The sequence below is a fragment of the Pseudomonas medicaginis genome (assembly GCF_965119365.1).
In the GTDB taxonomy this organism is placed as follows: Bacteria; Pseudomonadota; Gammaproteobacteria; order Pseudomonadales; family Pseudomonadaceae; genus Aquipseudomonas.
On record NZ_OZ221631.1, the window covers coordinates 2,864,435 to 2,883,072 of the forward strand.

Genomic DNA, 18,638 nt, shown 5'->3' on the forward strand with positions numbered 1-18,638 from the left:
CATTGACCTTGTTTTTATTGTTTGCCCTTGGGTTCGGGCTTTTTTTCAATCTATAAGTATCCGGATTTTAAATCCAACAACATTTACAGGGCTTTATGGATAACCTAACGTTATCGAGACACGCCGAAACGACCGCCTTGGCCCAATCACGACGCTTTGTATGGCCTGGGCCAGGCTATTGAGTTACGCTCCGCGGCTTTCGCGGATGAAAGGGGGATGAGGACTTACCATGCTCAGCAGACACGTTGACCCCGATACACTGCTGCTTAGAATGCCTTCTCTTCGGGCCGTCAGAGCATTCGTCGCCGCCGCTAAATATGAAAGCTTCACTCGGGCAGCCGAGGCACTGTGTGTATCGCAAGCAGCGATCAGTCGCCAGATTCGAGAGCTTGAGGAGTCGTTGGGCGCTCAACTGTTCATGCGTGCCGGGCGGACTGTAGAGCTCACCGCCGAAGGGAAGATCTTTTTTGAGGCGGCGCAACTGTCGTTCGTCAATATCGCACAGGCGGCCGAAAGGATTCGTACCGCGCCGACGCAGAAACATATCCTGACCGTTTGTTGCTCACCCGCCTTTTCTGCGTTATGGCTGTCAGAGCGTCTTCCAGAGTTTCGTGCGGCTAATCCGGATATTGAATTCAACCTGATTACCACACAGAACTTTGTGAATATGGAACCGGGCGTAGAGCCGGACATTATTATTTCAAAGATTCGCAAGGTGGGGAATGGATATAAGAGTTATCAGTTGTGCCACGACATTATTTATCCTGTGTGCTCCCCAATATTTTTGGACATGCATCCCGAATTGACCTCGCTTGAAGGTGTGCGTGATTCTTCGTTACTCAATCTAAGTCCCTATGGCCGGTCGGGGGTGGCTGAGCATGTGGATTGGGGGGTATGGCTGGCTTTTCTGAACGTGGATATCGATGAGCGTCCTTCCGACTGTCCACCTGTTTTTCATGCCAATGATTACAACCTGATCATGAACATGGTCTTGACCCATCAAGGCGTCGCACTGGGCTGGAACCAGCTGGTCGGGGCCATGGTCGAGAAAGGCCAGCTCGTTCGTCCCGTCGAGCATCAGGTGACGCTTCGAAACAGCCTTCATTATGTTGCCTGCAATGAAAGGACCGAATACGAAGATGCCTGTCGGAGAGTGCGGGACTGGATTCTTTCGAAGTTTTCCAGGTGGGGTGTGTGAACTTTTTCTCCATTTAAATCTTCTCGGTTGGTAGCGCGATTGTAGCTGAAGTATTGTCCGGATTGACCGGGTCATAACGCCAAGTTATCAGTTGAGCAACGAAAATGTAGTTTTGCCGAGCGGATTGGCTATCGTACCCTTCGTGTTAAATATGGCTGATACATGCGTTTCAGCGGCTGCAATGGGCGATTTATCGCGCATATGCCATTGGCCATGACACGTTTCTGAGCGTATTGCCATTAACCGCCAGATTGATGTGTAGAGGATAATAATGAATATCAAAGCATCCGTGATCGACCTGATTAAAAAGCGCAAGGCCCGCCACGCGCTTCCCCGTGAACTGTATATCGAGCCTGAGGTTTTTCGTCAGGATCTCGAGCAGATCTGGCACAAGGATTGGATTTTTGCCGGGCATACCTTTGAGCTTGAAAAGCCCGGGCAATACCTGACGTTGCAGATTGGTGATTATCCAGTCCTGATCGTCAGGGATAAAAGTGGACAGGTCCGGGCTTTTCACAATGCCTGTCGTCACCGTGGCTCTAAAGTGTGCGAACACGCCCAGGGCAAAGTTGCAAAACTGGTCTGTCCTTATCATAAGTGGACTTTCGAACTGGACGGCAGTCTTTTATTTGCCGGTAACATGGGCGCCGACTTCGACAGGTCGCAATACAGCCTGAAACCTGTTCATTGTGAAATTGTTCATACCTACATTTATGTCTGCGTCGCTGATAAGGCGCCGGAATTTGGAAGTTTCAGGAACGCTGTAAGTCCGTTTATAGCCCCGCATTTCCTGGACAATTGCAAAGTCGCTTTCGAGTCCAACCTTGTCGAAAAGGGTAACTGGAAACTTGTCTTTGAAAACAATCGCGAGTGCTTCCACTGTGACGGTACGCATCCCGAATTAATGAACTCCTTTGTCGAGAACCTTTCGGTGGCCGGGGTGGGCGGCGAAGATGATCCAGAACTGAGCGCACACTGGAATCGCTGCGAGACCGCGGGTATGCCCAGCAAACTGGTCATGGACCCGAATGGCCGTTTTCGTATGACACGCATTCCGCTTTCCGCGGGCGCGGTGAGCTACACGATGGATGGTAAACCGGCTGTGACGGGACGCCTGGATAAAAGCGGCGAGCCGGATATTGGTGCCTTGCTCTACTTTAACTACCCGTCTACCTGGAACCACTTCCTCGGTGATCATGCATTGAGCTTCCGGGTCCTCCCGATCGGACCTGGCGAAACACTGGTGACCACCAAATGGCTGGTGCCCAATACCGCGGTTGAAGGTGTTGACTACGAGATTGACCGGCTGACGAAGGTCTGGCTTGCCACTAACGATCAAGACCGTCGTTTGGTGGAAGGAACGCAGGCCGGTGTCACCTCGCCGACTTACGAACCGGGACCCTTTTCGGACATTGCGGAAAATGGTGTGTGCCAGTTTGATGATTGGTATTGCGAAACCATGCTGACGCGCCTCCAGGCCCAAATTCCGCTTAAATCGGTGGTTTGATTCCTCACAACAATGGCCGGCGCGTTACGCACTGGCCATCGCTAGAGAAGGGCTGCGACAGAATGATCATATGTATATTGATTATGATCATACCCAGCCTCTTCCCTGCCTGAACGGCAACATGCGCCTCAAGCGTTCAGCGAGTGTATAGCGTTGGCTGGGGGATTGATTGGGGCGAGTTCATCGTGGCCCAGCTATTATTTCCAGGCACTGAAGCATACAACGGCGGCCACACTCCAGCCGTTTGACTACATGCTGTTGATGTTTGCCATGCTGATTGGCCTGTTGGTAGTCGGCGAGCTCCTAGACAGGTGAGCGCGGGCCGATCGGTAGGCGGCGCAGGCGCGATTGTAGCCGGCTTGACTAGTCTGGAAGATAGCGTGGTTTGCCTTGCGGCTTAGGGCTCCCATGTGCAGCCAATCCTCATCATCTTAATATCTTAACGAGGCCCTATGCCAAGCGCATTCGAGAGCGTACTCAAAAACAAGAACATGGCTTATCGGCCACTCGGATCGGCGCCCCCAAACGAGGCGCCGACCCGCGTTGCGCTTGTATTGATGAACAACTTCTCGATGATGTCCTTTACCGGCGCGGTGGATGCCCTGGTGACCGCCAACCTGATGAGCGACATGCCGCTCTATGAGGTGCTGACGGTGGGGGTATCAGATGGGCAGGTGACGAGCGACCTGGGCATTGTCATCTCCACCGACATCGAACTGGCGCAGATGCCGGAAAATCAGGACGTGCTAATCGTCGCCGGGGGCTTTCGCGTGAAGTTGCAAGGCCATCCCTTGCTGCGCCGCAAGCTGCGCGCCCATGCGGCGTCCGGGGCGATCCTGGGCGGGTTGTGGAATGGTGCTTTCTTCGTGGCCGATGCCAATCTGCTGGATGGTTTCGAATGCGCTGTCCACCCGGAAAGCCGTGCCATGATGGCGGAGGTGTTTCCCCACGTGAAGGTGTCCAGCCGGGCCTATGTGGTTGATCGGGAGCGGGTCAGTTGCGCAGGCGCCAACAGTTCGTTGCGCATGATGCTCCAGTTGATTCGCCAGACGGGTGGAGCGGCGCTGGTGGGAGCCATCGAGGAAATTCTGCGTTGTGATGAGTCCGGCGACGACGCGACGGACTTGCCGCCGGTTTTCGTTGAGACCGACCCGACGCTGCCGGAAAGCCTCAAGTTGGCGTTGGAACTGATGTGGCAGAACGTCGAAGAGCCCTTGACCATTGATGAGCTGGCGGTGTGCGTGAAGATTTCCAAGCGGCAGTTGGAGCGGCGGTTCTGCAGTTTTCTCGGAGCGACTCCAACACGGTATTACCTGGAATTGCGCCTGACGCGTGCCCGCCAACTTCTCCAACAAACCAATCGGTCCGTGACGGAGATCGCCGTGGCGACAGGCTTCGTCAGTTCCCCGCACTTCCAGCGTCGTTTCAGGGATTTCTTTGGTGTGCCGCCTGGAAGCTACCGTCCGAAATCGGAGCGTAAGCAAGCCATGCGATAAGAAGTGGGGTGTCCAATCATGGTGATTTCTTGTAAGCGGATACTCCGCTTTCGCGACCAAACCCACGTTAGCCTTGTTGTATTGAGCCGCAATATCAGGGACGGTTGTGGCTGAGTCCGGCCAAAAAACTGGGGACCGGTTAACCGGCCCCCAACATTCAAATGGAGCGAAACCTGCACAGTTGCCTCAAACGCCTGGGCTGGATTGCCCCTGCATGGGGTCTTTGGACATGTTGAGCGTCAGCATCTGGATCAGCCCGAACGCAACGATGACGACAATGGAGATCAGAATAAGCCAGTTGTTCAGCCAGCCTGCTTCCGGCGTGCGCGGCCACATCAGGTTGATGATGGAAGCGATGCCGAACACCAGCGCAATCACTTTGACCACAAGTCCCGCCGATCCCAACTTGAACTCTCCATCGGCACGCCATCCGCGAAGACCTGCCAGCAACGACGCAATGACGACCATCTGGAAGGAGACATAGACGCCGGTTGTCGCGAAGCTGATGATTTGAGTGACTGCGTTGCTGGACACGAAGCCGATCGACAAGATCAGAATGGTCAATATGGCGGTGACCCAGAGGGCGCTTACCGGTAGGCGACGAGAACCTTTAAGCGTACCCAACAGACCGGCCCCGACAATCATCTTGTCCCGACCCAAGGAGAAAAGCAGTCGGCTGGTAGACGCAATCACCGAGGTGACCGCGCTGATGACCACGGCCAGCAGACAGACCAATGTAAGCTTCATGCCCACCGGGCCCATGACCTGCAGAACCGCAGCTCCTGCCGGGTCGGCCAAGGTTCCGTCCACTGCGCTTTGCATGTCTGGCAGTGCGAGTAGCAGGCCCAGGGTCATCAACAACGCAGAACCACCGCCGCAGATGATGGTCATCAACATGGCACGTGGGACTGCTTTCGACGCACCGGTGACTTCTTCGGCCAAGTCCCCGCAGGCTTCGAATCCGTAGAAAATCCAGACGCCGATCAGGCTCGCGAAGAACAGCGCCGACGTATAGTTGCCATCCCCGCGGCCGAAGTTATCCCATAGCACTGATACTGGCTGTACCTGTCCAAATACCAGCATGTATCCGCCGCAAATGGCCAACCCGATCAAGCCTGCCCACACCCCGATTTCAGTGGTGCGAGCCAATATCTTGGTGCCGGCGAAGTTGGCCAGGATGGCAATCAGTGCGATGGAAATACCGGCCAGGGTATTGAACTGCGCAGAGGGCGTCACATCCAGGAGCACCGACAGGAAGGGCGCGCCGCCAGCCGAAATGCCGGCGCCTGTGCCAATCAGTGCGAACAGGTAGATCCAGGCCGTCAGGAATCCCCAGCGTTGGCCGCCCAAGCGTCGGGCCCATTGATAGATGCCACCGGCGATTGGATAAGCGGAGGCAGCCTCGGCGAAGACGAGGCAGACAAACAACTGGCCCAGCAAAACGACCAGCATGGTCCAGAAAAAGGGCGGCCCCACTGCAACGAGTGCGGTAGCGAAGAGTGCGAACATGCCCGCCATCGGGCTCATGTAGGAATAGCCCAGGGAAAAGTCGGCAAACAACCCAAGGACTCGATTGAATTCGGGACGATAACCCAAAGCCAGGAGACGTGCGTCTTCGCTGGTGTTCCCCGAGTTGTGATCAGTGTGTTTTGACATGTTGAACTCCCCTTATGTTTTTTAGTGTCGAGGACAAGGTTGGTTCAGCCCTTCGAGGCCCAACCATTGTCGACATAGAGAGCGGCGCCGTTGACGAAGCTGGCGTCATCGGACAATAAAAACAGTGCGGCGGTGGCAGCCTCTTCGGCCTCGCAGATTCGCACCTGGGTGGCTGTCAGGCCGGCGTCTTCCCAGGTTTGGCCTTGGGCGTCGAGTTGGTCGAGTTCACGCAAGCCGTGGGCGGTGCGCACGAACCCAGGACAGATAGCGTTGCAGCGAATGCCGTGTTCGCGGTATTCGGCGGAGATCGAACGGGCCAACTGCAGGACGGCACCCTTGGTCATGCAATAGACGCTCTCCAGGGCGAAGCCCTTTTCGCCTCCAATCGACGAGGTGATTACGATGCTGCCTTTGCCTCTCTTCAACATGCCTGGCAGCACTGCCTTGCAGGTTACAAAAGCGGATCGGGCGTTGATCGCCATCAAGCTGTCGTATTCTTCGAGCGTGGTTTCATGCAGCGGCTTCACGACGATGGTGCCGGCGTGATTGAAGAGGGCGTCTATCCAGCCCAGGGTCGCCGTGGCCGCTTCGATGGCCGCGATGAGTTTCGGCGCATCGCTCACGTCTGCCTGAAAAAACGTAGCCCGTGCATCCAAGGCGATCAGTGTTTCGACCAGTTCAGTGCCAGCAATCGGGTCCCTGTCGATGATCGCGAGATTCGCCCCCTGTTTTGCGAACAGCAGGGCCGCCGCTCGACCAATTCCGCCCGCGCCTCCGGTGATCAGTACGTTCTGATTGTCCAATCTGGGTTTGTTTGCCATCTAGCAGTGCCTCTTCTTTTTATCCGCATCGGTCTATTGGTATTTATTAAATACCAATAGACCATGGCGAAAAAAAGCTGTCAATCGGCGGCAACCTGCGTGTCGCGATCAGGCATCCAGCGCTGCGGCACCTATTCGGTGCGGCCGCGCAAGCAACTGATTTTAAAAATGAATAACAGGGGAGGGGGGAAAGTTCCGCGTTGCCGCTCAGGTAAAACCGACTATGTCACGCAGGCGGATTCGATCCGTTGAGATTAATTCGCGGGCAGCGTGTTCGGCTTTGACACCTTGCCGATTTCGTATGGATTCAAGCAGGCGCTGCGCCGCTTCGATGTTCGAGGGGGGCTCGTTGTCGCTTTGCGTCAGGTCTGGCAGCACGAAAAGTGCAACCAAGGCGTCTTCGATGGACTTGTATAAAAGCGGGTTGTGCGATGCGGCGCCGAGCGCCAGGTAAAATACCGACTCGGCACGGCGCAAGGTGGCGGCATTGTCCGCACTCTTGATTGAATTGAAGGCCGATTCGAGTGCAGCGATATCTGTTGGGGTGCGGCGAGCGGCAGCGTGGCGAGCCGCCGGGGGTTCATTGGCCTCCCGAAACTCCAGGACTCGCATGACCATGGATGGATCTCGGCTGATGCGTCGAGAAGACAGCTCCCGCAGCACATCGATCTCGTTGAGGAAGACGCCTCCTCGCGCACCTCTGCGCACCACAAAGTAGTCTTCGGTTTCCATGACGCGCAGTGCTTCGCGCAGCGTCACCCGAGACACGCCCAATTGAATGGCCAGGGCTCGTTCGGGTGGTAATTGCTCACCCGGGAGCAGCAGTCCCAGATGGACATGGCGGCGCAGTGCCTCGACGGTCAGGCCGTAGGCGGATTGTTGCTCTACTGGTTGAAGACCCCAAAGCATTCGTCAAACTGCCGTAAACGTGTTGTCCACGAAAATTTCAGCGCCATTGATGAAGCTGGATTCTTCACTGGCCAGGAACAACGCGACATTGGCAACTTCTTCGGGCTCACAGATTCTCCCCTGCATGATGTTCACATCCTGTTCCGAGGCGAAAACGCCGTAGGCGCGCAGTTGAGCAATTTCATGCTCACCATGGCGAGTGCGAACAAAGCTGGGGCAAATGGTATTGCTGCGGATGCCCTTGTCGCGGTACTCGACCGCAATCGCTCGGGCCAATTGGTGCATGGCAGCTTTCGAGGCGCAGTACAGGGATTCGAGGTGAGTGGCGGCGCGCACGGCGGAGGAGCTGGTACTGATAAGAACGCCGTAGCCTCTCTTTAGCATGCCCGGCAATACAAGACGGGTCATGAGGAATGCGCTTTTTGCATTATTTTCCATCATCTCGTCCCATTCCTCGATACTGAATTCGAGGAAGGGCTTCACAATGATGATGCCGGCATGATTGAACAGGATGTCGATACAGCCGAACTTCTCGATCGTGGCCTTGACGGCGAACTCTGCTTCATCGGCCTTGGAAACATCGGCACAAACGAAGAACACGCTGAACCCCTGCGCATCGAGTTCCTGCTCAAGCTTGAGCCCGGCCTCCGCATCGCGATCAACGATGGCTACCTTAGCTGATTGGCGTGCAAACAAGCGTGCCGATGCTGCACCTGCACCATTGGCGCCGCCGGAGATGAGGGCTACGCGACCGACGAGTCGACCTTGAGAGTGGGTCATGCATCACAGCCTGAAGGAGGGAGCGGACCATGGTACGCGTGGGCTGACAGTCGATCAATATAAGGGTGATAACCCTCCCATTCCCTGCGCTTGGCTCCGCAGATCGAGCCGTTCGTTTTCGGTAAGTTGCACAGTCGGCTTGAGCCAAGCAAGGTGATTGCAGGCCGCGCAGCTAATCTGGAGGATGGCGTGTAATGCGCTGCATACCTTCACGTAGGGCTCAAGGCGCAAGGTGGAAAAGGCTATGATGTCTTTATTTATTAACGAGGCCCTATGCCAAGCGCATTCGAGAGCGTACTCAAAAATAGCAACATGGTTTATCACCCGCTCGGAGCGGCGCCCGCCAGTCAGGCGCCGATCCGCGTCGCGTCTGTATTCACGCGGGCCCGCCAACTTATCCAGCAAACCAATCGGTCCGTGACCGAAATCGCCGTGGCGACAGGCTTCGTCAGCTCGCCGCAATTCCAGCGTCGTTTTCGGAATTTTTTGGTGTACTGCCTGGTAGTTATCGTTCGACATTTACACGCAAGTAAGCTGCGGGCCTCGCGCCTCGTGGGAGTCAGCCCTTTGTCACTGTATTAAGCGCGCCTTGCGCTTTGCTATCGGGTATCAAGACTATCCTTGGCCCATGACGATCACGTCGACTGTCTCCACCAGATGCGCCATCAATCACTTGGGGAAACAGTCGACGCTTTGTCTGTTCGGAGCAGGGTGTTGGGGGGTACAGGAAGGCTTGCCTTGGCTGCATGAGGTTTCGGTTTGCCAGTGATGCTGACCAGACCGCTGCCGCCGGCCAGGGTCCGCGCTTGCGAGCTGACCGCATGAAAGTGGGGCGCACTTTGATACAGCGGTTGACTGTGCTCGTTATGCGGCCTTGCTCCCTTTGAACAACGCCCAGGCCCCACTCATGGCAATGATCAGCATACCGTAGAGGCTAAGCGTTTCCGGGATGTGTTGGAAAATGATAGCTCCCAGAATCGTTGAAAAGAGAATTTGGCAGTAACTGAACGGAACTAGGACCGCCGGTGCCGCATAGCGGAAGGACTGCGAGAACAACAGGTGTGAGATCATCCCAAAAGTGCCCAATGCTCCCATCAGAACCGCATCACTCATGGTCGGGGTAACCCAGAAAAAGGGAACCAATAACGACATGACTGCGGTTGCGAACAACCCACCCAGGAAATTGCTGGTGATCGCGCTGTCATACTCGCTGAGTTTACGCGTAAGCAACTGGTACAGCGCAAAGCACAGTGCTGAACAGAAGGGCAGGAGAACCGCCAGGGTGAACAGATCACCGCCTGGCCTTACGATGAAAAGCGTCCCCAGGAATCCTGCCAGTGCCGCAGAAATCTGCCGGGGTGACACTCGCTCCCCCAGGAGTGGAACCGACAGGAGAATCACCAGCAGGGGGGCGAGAAAGTGGATGGCCGTGGCTTCTGCCAAGGGCAGGTAATGCAGGCTGGAAGTAAAAAATAAACTCGTTGCAACCAGGCAGATTCCACGCAGGATTTGCAACTTGAGGTTTGCCGTTTTGAACAGTGCTGGGCCGGTTTTCGGTAGAAACAGAGTGGTCATCAGCGCGGTGTGCACAGCGTAGCGTGCCCAGACAATAAATATCACGGGGTAGGCCGATGTCAGGTATTTAGAGATCGTATCGTGTGAGGAAAACAGAAACGTCGCCACGATGATCAATATAAAACCTTTGTAGAAAGTATTGTCCAGCGCGGCTTCTGATCGGAGGGTTGTCATCGCATATACCTGCTTACACTCAACAAAAGAAATCGATTGCTGCACGTGCAGCGGTAATACCTACCGATCAGAAGTGATTCGTTATTGCTGGGCAGCAGCTCTGGCATCTTGTAGCCAGCCATCGAAAGTCTGGCGGTTCTGCGCTATCCACTCCGCAGCATGGCGCTTGATGTCCGCAGTGGATTTTTCCCCTTGCTGCATCCGGTAATTCTGCTCACTCTCGGCCTTGGAGCTGAGGCGATATTCGGAAAGGAACTTCTTCGCCGCCGGATTATTCTCGGCAAACTTTCTGTTCATGACCGCTTCCACGACGTCCAAGGGGAAGCCAAGGTTCTGCCCTTGATACTGAGTGTCTTGTTCGTTGTTCCCGTCAGGAAGGGAGGTAAACGGTACCGGTAGCCACACCACATCGCGCCCCTCGACCAGGACGTTAGCGATCCATTGCGGAACCCAGGTATAGAAAAAGACCGGTTGCCCTTGCTTGAAGCGCGCGATCGTATCGGCCATCAACGCGAAGTAGGAGCCGCGGTTATCAACCACGGTAGGTTCCAGGCCATACGCTTTCAGGTGATGCTGGATGATCAGCTCGCAGCCCCAGCCGGGGTTGCAGGCGGTCAGGTCGGCCTTGCCATCGCCGTTGGTATCAAAGACCTTGGCAATTTCCGGGCGCTTAAGGTCGGAGAGATCCTTGATATGGTATTGCTCGGCAGTCTTCTTATCGATCATGTAGCCCTGCAGCACTCCCGTCATGACCTGGCCGACCTTCTCCATGGACTTGTCACCTCCTGCTTTCTCGTAGAACGACGCGTGCAGGGCTTTCCAGTTATGTACGGTGAAGTCGGCATCGCCGTAAGCCAAGGCGACATAGATAGTGGGAAACTCTGTTTCCTTGGGCTCCTTAACGTTGTACCCAAGCTCTTTCAGACCGGCGACAGCAATCTCGCCTCGAAAGCGCTCTTCAGCAATGGTTGGGAATATCGGGGTAATGGAAACGCCAGCGCCAGGTTTGCTGGCATCCGCCGCATGGCCTGAGAGAATGCTGAATACTGCTAAGCTGCTTGCTGCCCATCGTGCAATCAGGGAACGTTTCATACTGACCACCTTTCTTTTAGTTTATTTGTTGGCCGGCCTTGGCGGATATTCAATGTCCAAGCGGGGAGGTCGTAAGATCTGCCGCGTTCGAACACTCATTGCATACACGCCCGATTCTTTTCGAGCGGTAAGTAACGCGTTGACTCAACGATAGATAGCTACCGGTGAGCCGATCACATCCCGGTTGATTTCTATACCCAGGCCAGGTGTCAGCGGCGCGCGGATGCGGCCGTCGATCACCGGGATGTCCAGGTTCGCGGTAACAGGCGTGTACATGTGACGCAGATCGAGCACGCAGCGCAGGTTGCGATGAGGGATGGTCTGTCCCAGGTGGGTCAACGAAGCAAAGGAGACATAAGATCCGGCCGTCTCCTGAATGCTCATGGTCAGCCCGGCGGTAAGGCACATATCGCGCTGACGCCGTGCTCGGGTCAGGCCGCCTTGCTTGGAGACCTTCATGCCAATGCCGTCTGCGGCATCGTCGCGAATTAGCTGCAAAACGGAGGCATCATCCGTAGCCAGTTCATCCAGGATCAGTGGAATGCTGGTTTTCTGCCGTAAGGCCATGTGTTCACGCCAGGTGGCACAAGGCGCCTCAAGGACAAAGTCCAGGCCCGAAGGCAGCAGGTTGAGCATTCTCAGCGCATGTTCCACGGTGAGGCCGCCATTGGCGTCGACGATGAAGTATTCGCCGGGACGGGCATCGGCAAGGGAGGCTTCGATGCGTGCAGCATCCAGGGCCGGTCCGCCTTCCTCGGGCGTTGCGCCAACCTTGACCGAGTGGCCCAGGTAGCCTTGCTTGCGGGTGGCATCGATGCGCCGACGCATGTCTTCAGGGTCGCCTGCGTAGGTCGAATCAATGATCGGCATGGACAGCCCGGTGCTTCCTCCCAGCAACTCGCAGACCGGCAGGTTCACTGCCTTGCCAAAGATATCCCAGCAGGCAATGTCGATCGCGGCCTTGGCATGCAGGTGGCCCAAGAGCGTACTGTCCATTATGTCGTTGATGCGGTCGACCTGCCGAGGATCTCGCCCGATCAGCATGTCAGCCATTTCCTCGATGCCCGCACGAACGCCAAGCGCGTGCGCGGCAATGTAGTTAGGGCCAAAGGGTGTCGATTCACCCCAGCCTTCCAGGCCCGTGTCGGTTCGTATGCAAACGATAGTGGCATCGAATGTGGTGTAAGTGCGGCCCCCCGAAAGTTTATAAATACCACCAGCATAGGGCAGGTCTACTTGATAAACTTCAATTTCACGAATTTTCATCGCGAGTCTCCTGAGGCGGCACCAAGACAAGCTTGCCCACGTGTTTTTTACTGAGAAAGTCTTCTTGTGCCTGGGCTATATCGCTAAGTGGATAGTGTTTGCTGACCAATGGCCGGATGCGACCCGACTCGATGTAATTGATCAGTGCCTGAAAGACGTTATCGTCTTGCCAGGTACAGCCGTAGAAGGTCAGGTCTTTTAAGTACAGAGTACGTAAGTCCAATTCCACCAGCGGACCGGCAATGGCGCCGGAGATCGCATAGCGTCCTCCTGTTTTCAGAGCATCGAGAAGGGGTGGCCAGGCGTTACCACCGACAAGATCAATAACCACTGTGACGCTGTTTTTCCCCAGGCGCTCAAGCAAGTTGTCATTACGGTCAATGACTTCATCCGCACCCAGTTCGAGTATCTGGCTACGCTTGCTATTGGTCGTAATCGCAATAACGCGCGCGCCCCTGCATTTGGCCAACTGCACGGCAGCAGAACCGACACCGCCACTGGCACCAGTAATCAGCACGATATCATCTGCGTTCACGCCCGCGCGCTGCATCATCAATTCAGCTGTGGAATAAGAGCAGGGGATGGATGCCAGCTCGATGTCGCTCCAGTCACTATCCACCGACCAGGTATCGGCATCGGGGGCGACGGTGTATTGAGCGAAGGAGCCATTGCAATCGGAGCCATACGTCCAGCACTGGTACTGCTCGTGACCCACCGGAGCCCTGAGCATGTTGCGAATCAGAACGCGTTGCCCAACGCGAGTCGGCGCTACACCTTCGCCGACGGCGACAATGTATCCGCAGCAATCAGCACCTTGAATCAGCGGGAACCTCAGGGGCACGCCTGACCACGAGGCGTCTTCGTTGTCGACCTCGGCGAAGCCCCCGGCGTTGCCAGCTTGAGTGTCACTACTGACCTTCTTCGAGTACCAGCCAATCCGGGTATTGATGTCGGTGTTGTTGACCGCGGCAGCGGCCACGCGCACCAGAACCTCATCTTTGGCGGGACGTGGGACCTTAACGTCAGTGTGGTACTGGAGTTTATCGGGCCCACCATGACCCATGAGTAGAACGGCATGCATACTTTCGGGTATTACGGAGATCATTATTTGCCTCTCTATTGACGGAACCGCACGACGTCAGCCACGACAGTGATAATCGAGTGCAACCCATTCAATGAACGTAGGGTCGCATCAATTCACAGCCTAAACTGAGCGTGATTTTTGTGAATAAACAGGAGAACGAGGTCTTTTAGTCAAGACGAAGGCACAAACGCTTCTGTGTCAGTAAGACACTCAGTACGCTTATTTGAGAAGGGAAGTTCCATCCCCAGTGACAACTTTGATATTGCTCGGGATGAAGTGAGAAATGTGAACCAGTCCCGTGAGAGTAGGGAAGCGAGTCATCTGATTGGTGTTATTTGTCACGTGTTCTCTCTCCTTGATGAGCAGAAGCGACCATCGTGCTGAATTTTAATAACTCTTTGTGGTGCTGGATGGAAACTAGCATTTCGCCCAAAGCCTGTATAATCACTTTTACTGCCTATAAACGATAATCTCTAGTTATCTAGAAGGCGCCTGCCGGACTCTATGGGTCTAATGCTAGCCCATACTTGGTGCAGTACCTTGGGGACCTCCACCTTTTGCAGATGGAAGTTGGTGCCGAACTTCGTCAGGACAACACCGGTCTTGCTCACCAGGAATCCTTGATCCAGATGGCCTTCAGCCCCGTGTGGCTGATCACAAGGCCAGATGGGCCTGTCATACCCACCAAAGCCGGACTCTTTGTACTACCAAATGGCGCCGAGGCATCTCCCTAACCGAAGCAATTGGCGATGAATACGTCCACGAGGATTTCCCGCGACAGGTGCAGGGCATTGCGCAGGCTGCCGGTCTGGGTAGACGCGGCCAGACCGTAGATGGTGTCGTTGGCCGGCTAGATCGCCTCGTCGATGGTCTCGAAACTGGTCGCCCTCAGCACTGCTGAAAGATATCCTAGATGAACATCATGCTGTCGTGGGCCATACCATCGAAGATGGTCGCTGCGCAACACGCGTTGCTCGGTCAGCACCATGATCAACGCCAGTAGGTCGTCCTTGACGTCCTCGTGAGCGATCAGGCATGAGGAGGCCGAGCAGTTCTAGCCTATGCTCCAGAACGCATCGGTGGTGCGAACTGGGCGCCCTCGTCGAAGTCTTCGCAGTGGTTCATGACGACCGCATAGTTCTTGCCGCCCGCCTCTAGGACGATGCGCTTGAGGTTGGACTCGGCATTGAATTTCAGGAACTGGGGGAGCCAGTGAAGCTGACCGTCGGGATGTCCATGTGGCGGCCGCTTCGCCCACGTCACCGCCACCGCCAGGTTCCAAGTTGAACACACCAGCGGGCACACCGGCTTCATGTGCCAGCTCGGCCACGCACAGGACGCTGAGGCAAATGGATTATGCGTTCGATTGCAGAACGGTTGTCTGCATGAGATGTGATGCTTATATTTCGATGCACACTTTCGCCCACGCGGTAGAACGTGGTCCTCCGACGCAGTTCTGCCGTCTGGCGGTATTCCGGTGGTATTCGCTGAAGATATTTCAGTGAGCGCCAAACTCTTTGTGAATACTCCTCAATCGGGAAGGTGTGACTTGATAGGTGCGTTTGAACCAGTGGATGAGGTGAGAACTGTCGGTGAAGCCGCACTCGTGAGCGATTTGAGTTATTGATCTATTACTGTTAAGCACCAGCCAGTGAGCGGCTTTAAGGCGAATCTGCCGCCAGTATAGTGCTGGTGATGTTCGTAAATGTTGATTGAAGAGTCGGGTCAATTCCCGCTCATTTACACCTACAGCTCGGGCAATGCTGTTCACTGAGCCGGTTTCATAGATTCGCTGTCGCATCAAACCGACTGCGTTGGTAATCCTGTGGTCAGAGCATCTGAGGCCTATCTCATCATTCTCTTTAAATGCCTGCATTTTATCAAAGCCTCGGTCGGCCATTAGATAATGCAGCGTTTTGTCTGAGCGCACCCGCCCGCAGTGGTCGGTGACAAGTTCCATTGCCAGGTTAATAGACGCTAAACCTCCTGGACAAGTGATAAAACCTCCATCACGGACAACCGGTTGGTCGGTGATGGGGATCACGTCAGGGTGCAGCTGCTCCAGTGCAGCAGCCATTGAAAAATGCACCGCGCAGCGGAGGCCGTTGAGCAGGCCAAGCCGGGCAAGGGTGAATTGGCCGGTACATAGCCCAATTACAGGTATTCCCGCGTTTACAGCCTTCTTGATGAAGGCTGGCAAAGCTTCAGGAATGGGTTTGGTGGAATGTAATATTCCCCCGTGTACGACGATGTAGTCATAGTCGCTAGGGTCGCCGAAGCGCTGAGTCGGCAACATCGAGAAGCCGCAACTGGAGACGATAGGTTGGTCGTCATGAGAGAGCAGTTCCCATGCGCAGTATATCTGCCGACTGTAATCACGTTCGTCAGCCGATAGCCGCAAAAACTCTACGAAACAAGAAAGCGACATCAAAGTGAAGTCGGGGGTTGGAGCAATTCCAATCTTCAGAGGGGCTTCAAATTGGGGCGAGGGCCTTGTGGGACCGAGGTAAGTGAAGTCCGATTGCATGCTGCTCTTCTCCAGATGCCGGGGCGTACCATGATCTGACCTAAATCTACAATCTGGAGGCAAAGATTACAAATAAAGTGGTGCTCAGTCCTTCGTATTTCTGCCAAGAGGTAGCATCTTTGAAAATCACAAAAATCGCGATCTACCAGGTTGACCTGCCGCTAAGGGAGGGTTCCTACAGTTGGTCGACCCAAAGCTTTGCCTCTTTCGACAGCACAGTTCTCATTATCGAGACGGATAGCGGCTTGGTTGGCGTTGGTGAAGTCTGTCCCCTTGGCCCTTCCTACTTACCAGCATACGCAGAGGGTGCGCGGGCCGGACTGGCACAGATCGCCCAGGGGCTGCTTGGTGAGGATCCGTTGCAGATTGGCCGAATTAATCACCGAATGGATGAATTACTCAAAGGCCACCCCTATGTGAAATCCGCCATTGATATGGCCTGCTGGGATTTACTCGGTAAGGCGACCGAACAACCGGTGTACAACCTGCTGGGTGGCCTCCTGCAAGATAAAATCACTTTGTTCAAGGTGATCAGCCGTCAGGACCCACAGGCCATGGCTAGCAAACTCACCGACTATCAACGGCAAGGCTTTCGCCAATTTCAGATGAAGGTAGGAGCGGGGGCGAGCCAGGACATCGAGCGAATCCACGCGGTCTCTGAGGTACTTCAAGCGGGCAACATCCTGGCAGCCGACGCAAACACCGGCTGGAAACAGCATGAAGCGATACGGGTGGTGAAAGCTATCCGAGATGTCGATATCTATATAGAGCAGCCCTGCTTGTCTTATGAGGAATGTTTAGCGGTACGGCGTCACACCGACCATCCTTTTATCCTAGACGAATGCATGGACGATATACGTGTCCTGATACGAGGCTACCAGGATAGCGCAATGGATGTAGTCAACCTCAAAGTCAGTCGCTTAGGCGGGCTGACCCGAGCACGGCAATTCCGTGATCTGTGCGTGAGTTTCGGCATCACCATGACAATAGAAGATTCGTGGGGAGGGGAGATAGCCACGGCAGCCCTGGCGCACCTCGCGCATTCGACCCCTCAGGGTTTTCACTTCCAATCGTCGGCCTTTCATGAGTATCACAGCCTGAAAATTGCCGACGGTGCTCCGGTTATCAAGGACGGCTTCATGACAGCCTCTACCCTCCCGGGTCTTGGCGTAACTCCTGACATGGATGTCTTAGGCAAGCCGGTGTGTGTAGTCGCAGCATGATCAAGAATGTGCCGAATAACGAACTGCTAGGGAACCACGTATCTAGGGTTTTAAATATTTTAGTCTTGGCTTTGATGGCTGAGTCGGAAGTTTGATTGGTGAAGTTTCCTGTAGCGTGTTCGTCAGCAATTTTTCTAACCTAAACAGCGGAAAACCTGTCAGAGAATTGTCATATGAAGATTTCTGAAGTTCATATTTATCAAGTCGATTTACCCGTGCGAAATGGGCCCTATAAAATGGCTCACTCGGAGATATGGGCGCTCTCCTCAATTTTGGTAAAACTTGTCGCAGATAATGGTCAGGTTGGCTGGGGTGAGACTTGTCCTCTGGGTTCTACGTACGCGGAATCATTTCCCGGTGGGGCAGTAGCAGCCCTAAAGGAAATGGGGAAAGGGCTAATCGGCGCTCCACTGCTGCCGGTACCTTTGCATCGCCACATGGACATGCTTCTTCAGGGCCATAACTACGCGAAGTCAGCAGTCGACATAGCTGCTCATGATCTTTTGGGTAAACACCTAGGCGTCAGCGTCTCCGACCTCTTGGGTGGTGCCTTGGTTGATCGCGTTCCGTCATATTACGCACTCAGCGTTGCGACCCCTGACGAAGCGAGCCGTCAAGCGGCTGAAAAAAAGGCGGAAGGTTACCTTCGGCTTCAGCTGAAGATCGGTGGTCGATCAGTGGAAGAAGATGTCGCGACCATCGAGAAAGTTTGGGAAACAATCCGAGGGAGTGCTGTCAGGTTGGCCGTGGATGCGAATAGGAGTTTACTCACACGAGATGCGTTGATAATCAGCCAGGCATGCGCGCACATTCCCTTTGTGATGGAGCAGCCCTGCAATACGTTGGAAGATTTACAGGTAATCCGGCCACTTCTAAGACATAGCCTTTACATGGATGAAAACAGCGTCAATCTCAACACTGCTATTACGGCAGCCGGAACGGGCTTAGTGGATGGCTTTGGGATGAAGGTGTCCCGGCTTGGCGGGTTACATCCGATGCGAGCGTTCAGAGATATCTGCGCAGCGCGTAATCTTCCACATACCTGTGACGATTCTTGGGGCGGAGACATTGTGGCTGCGGCGTGCGCTCATGTGGGAGCGACCGTAATGCCGCATCTCCTTGAGGGAGTATGGATCTCAGAGCCTTACATTGATAGACACTACGATCCTGATCATGGGGTCAAGGTCGAAAATGGTCATATCAAAATACCCACGGGACCCGGTTTGGGCGTCGTCCCGGAAGAGAGCCTGCTGGGAGCTCCGCTGATTTCTTTTAACTGATAGAAGCCGGACTAGGTACTCCGCATCTAATAAGAAGAGTTAAAATCGAT

General features: G+C 54.8%; 14 protein-coding genes and 2 pseudogenes. 6 read left to right on the plus strand and 10 right to left on the minus strand.

The features are described 5' to 3' along the window. Positions 1-229 precede the first annotated feature (229 nt). The 3 genes from ACMTA2_RS12800 (at position 230) to ACMTA2_RS12810 (ending at position 4,201) form a co-directional block, all read left to right on the plus strand. The gene (locus ACMTA2_RS12800; protein ID WP_413795129.1) at positions 230-1,198 is read left to right on the plus strand and encodes a LysR family transcriptional regulator; all 969 of its coding nucleotides are present in this window, start codon (positions 230-232) and stop codon (positions 1,196-1,198) included. A gap of 271 nt (positions 1,199-1,469) precedes the next feature. Continuing rightward, positions 1,470-2,705, plus strand: a complete 1,236-nt coding sequence (locus ACMTA2_RS12805; protein WP_413795130.1) for an aromatic ring-hydroxylating oxygenase subunit alpha — start codon at positions 1,470-1,472, stop codon at positions 2,703-2,705. Between the two features lie 452 nt (positions 2,706-3,157). Further along, positions 3,158-4,201, plus strand: coding sequence for a GlxA family transcriptional regulator (locus ACMTA2_RS12810; protein WP_413795131.1), 1,044 nt, complete (start codon positions 3,158-3,160; stop codon positions 4,199-4,201). Positions 4,202-4,387: 186 nt separating this feature from the next. Here ACMTA2_RS12810 and ACMTA2_RS12815 read toward each other — a convergent pair whose 3' ends face one another. The 4 genes from ACMTA2_RS12815 to ACMTA2_RS12830 all read right to left on the minus strand — a co-directional run bounded on the left by ACMTA2_RS12815 (position 4,388) and on the right by ACMTA2_RS12830 (position 8,367). Continuing rightward, complete coding sequence (locus ACMTA2_RS12815; protein ID WP_413795132.1) at positions 4,388-5,857, minus strand: amino acid permease; 1,470 nt, start codon at positions 5,855-5,857, stop codon at positions 4,388-4,390. A gap of 44 nt (positions 5,858-5,901) precedes the next feature. Then, positions 5,902-6,678, minus strand: a complete 777-nt coding sequence (locus ACMTA2_RS12820) for an SDR family NAD(P)-dependent oxidoreductase (protein WP_413795133.1) — start codon at positions 6,676-6,678, stop codon at positions 5,902-5,904. A gap of 207 nt (positions 6,679-6,885) precedes the next feature. Further along, positions 6,886-7,587, minus strand: a complete 702-nt coding sequence (locus ACMTA2_RS12825) for a FadR/GntR family transcriptional regulator (RefSeq protein ID WP_413795134.1) — start codon at positions 7,585-7,587, stop codon at positions 6,886-6,888. Between the two features lie 3 nt (positions 7,588-7,590). Beyond that, entirely contained in the window at positions 7,591-8,367 is a 777-nt protein-coding gene (locus ACMTA2_RS12830) for an SDR family NAD(P)-dependent oxidoreductase (protein WP_413795135.1), read from the minus strand. Positions 8,368-8,745: 378 nt separating this feature from the next. Between ACMTA2_RS12830 and ACMTA2_RS12835 the strand changes: the two are divergent. Further along, positions 8,746-8,900: pseudogene (locus tag ACMTA2_RS12835) on the plus strand (helix-turn-helix domain-containing protein); the annotation flags it as partial. A 331-nt stretch (positions 8,901-9,231) separates the two neighbouring features. Here the strand turns inward: ACMTA2_RS12835 and ACMTA2_RS12840 are convergent. The 6 genes and pseudogenes from ACMTA2_RS12840 to ACMTA2_RS12865 all read right to left on the minus strand — a co-directional run bounded on the left by ACMTA2_RS12840 (position 9,232) and on the right by ACMTA2_RS12865 (position 16,085). Continuing rightward, the gene (locus ACMTA2_RS12840) at positions 9,232-10,116 is read right to left on the minus strand and encodes a DMT family transporter (protein WP_413795136.1); all 885 of its coding nucleotides are present in this window, start codon (positions 10,114-10,116) and stop codon (positions 9,232-9,234) included. Positions 10,117-10,197: 81 nt separating this feature from the next. Further along, positions 10,198-11,208: a glycine betaine/L-proline ABC transporter substrate-binding protein ProX gene (proX, locus tag ACMTA2_RS12845; protein ID WP_413795137.1), complete on the minus strand. Its 1,011-nt coding sequence runs from the start codon at positions 11,206-11,208 to the stop codon at positions 10,198-10,200. 144 nt (positions 11,209-11,352) lie between these two features. Further along, positions 11,353-12,474 carry a mandelate racemase/muconate lactonizing enzyme family protein gene (locus tag ACMTA2_RS12850; RefSeq protein WP_413795138.1) on the minus strand — a complete coding sequence of 374 codons (1,122 nt, stop codon included), beginning with the start codon at positions 12,472-12,474 and terminating at the stop codon, positions 11,353-11,355. Then, positions 12,461-13,579: an alcohol dehydrogenase family protein gene (locus ACMTA2_RS12855; RefSeq protein ID WP_413795139.1), complete on the minus strand. Its 1,119-nt coding sequence runs from the start codon at positions 13,577-13,579 to the stop codon at positions 12,461-12,463. The genes ACMTA2_RS12850 and ACMTA2_RS12855 overlap by 14 nt, the downstream gene beginning before the upstream one ends. A gap of 586 nt (positions 13,580-14,165) precedes the next feature. Continuing rightward, a pseudogene (locus ACMTA2_RS12860) lies at positions 14,166-14,903 on the minus strand (aldehyde dehydrogenase family protein); the annotation flags it as partial. Between the two features lie 153 nt (positions 14,904-15,056). Beyond that, positions 15,057-16,085, minus strand: coding sequence for a GlxA family transcriptional regulator (locus ACMTA2_RS12865; RefSeq protein ID WP_413795140.1), 1,029 nt, complete (start codon positions 16,083-16,085; stop codon positions 15,057-15,059). A 119-nt stretch (positions 16,086-16,204) separates the two neighbouring features. Between ACMTA2_RS12865 and ACMTA2_RS12870 the strand changes: the two genes are divergently transcribed. Next, positions 16,205-17,308: a cis-3-hydroxy-L-proline dehydratase gene (locus tag ACMTA2_RS12870; protein WP_413795141.1), complete on the plus strand. Its 1,104-nt coding sequence runs from the start codon at positions 16,205-16,207 to the stop codon at positions 17,306-17,308. A gap of 173 nt (positions 17,309-17,481) precedes the next feature. Continuing rightward, complete coding sequence (locus tag ACMTA2_RS12875) at positions 17,482-18,588, plus strand: mandelate racemase/muconate lactonizing enzyme family protein (protein ID WP_413795142.1); 1,107 nt, start codon at positions 17,482-17,484, stop codon at positions 18,586-18,588. Positions 18,589-18,638 lie beyond the last annotated feature (50 nt).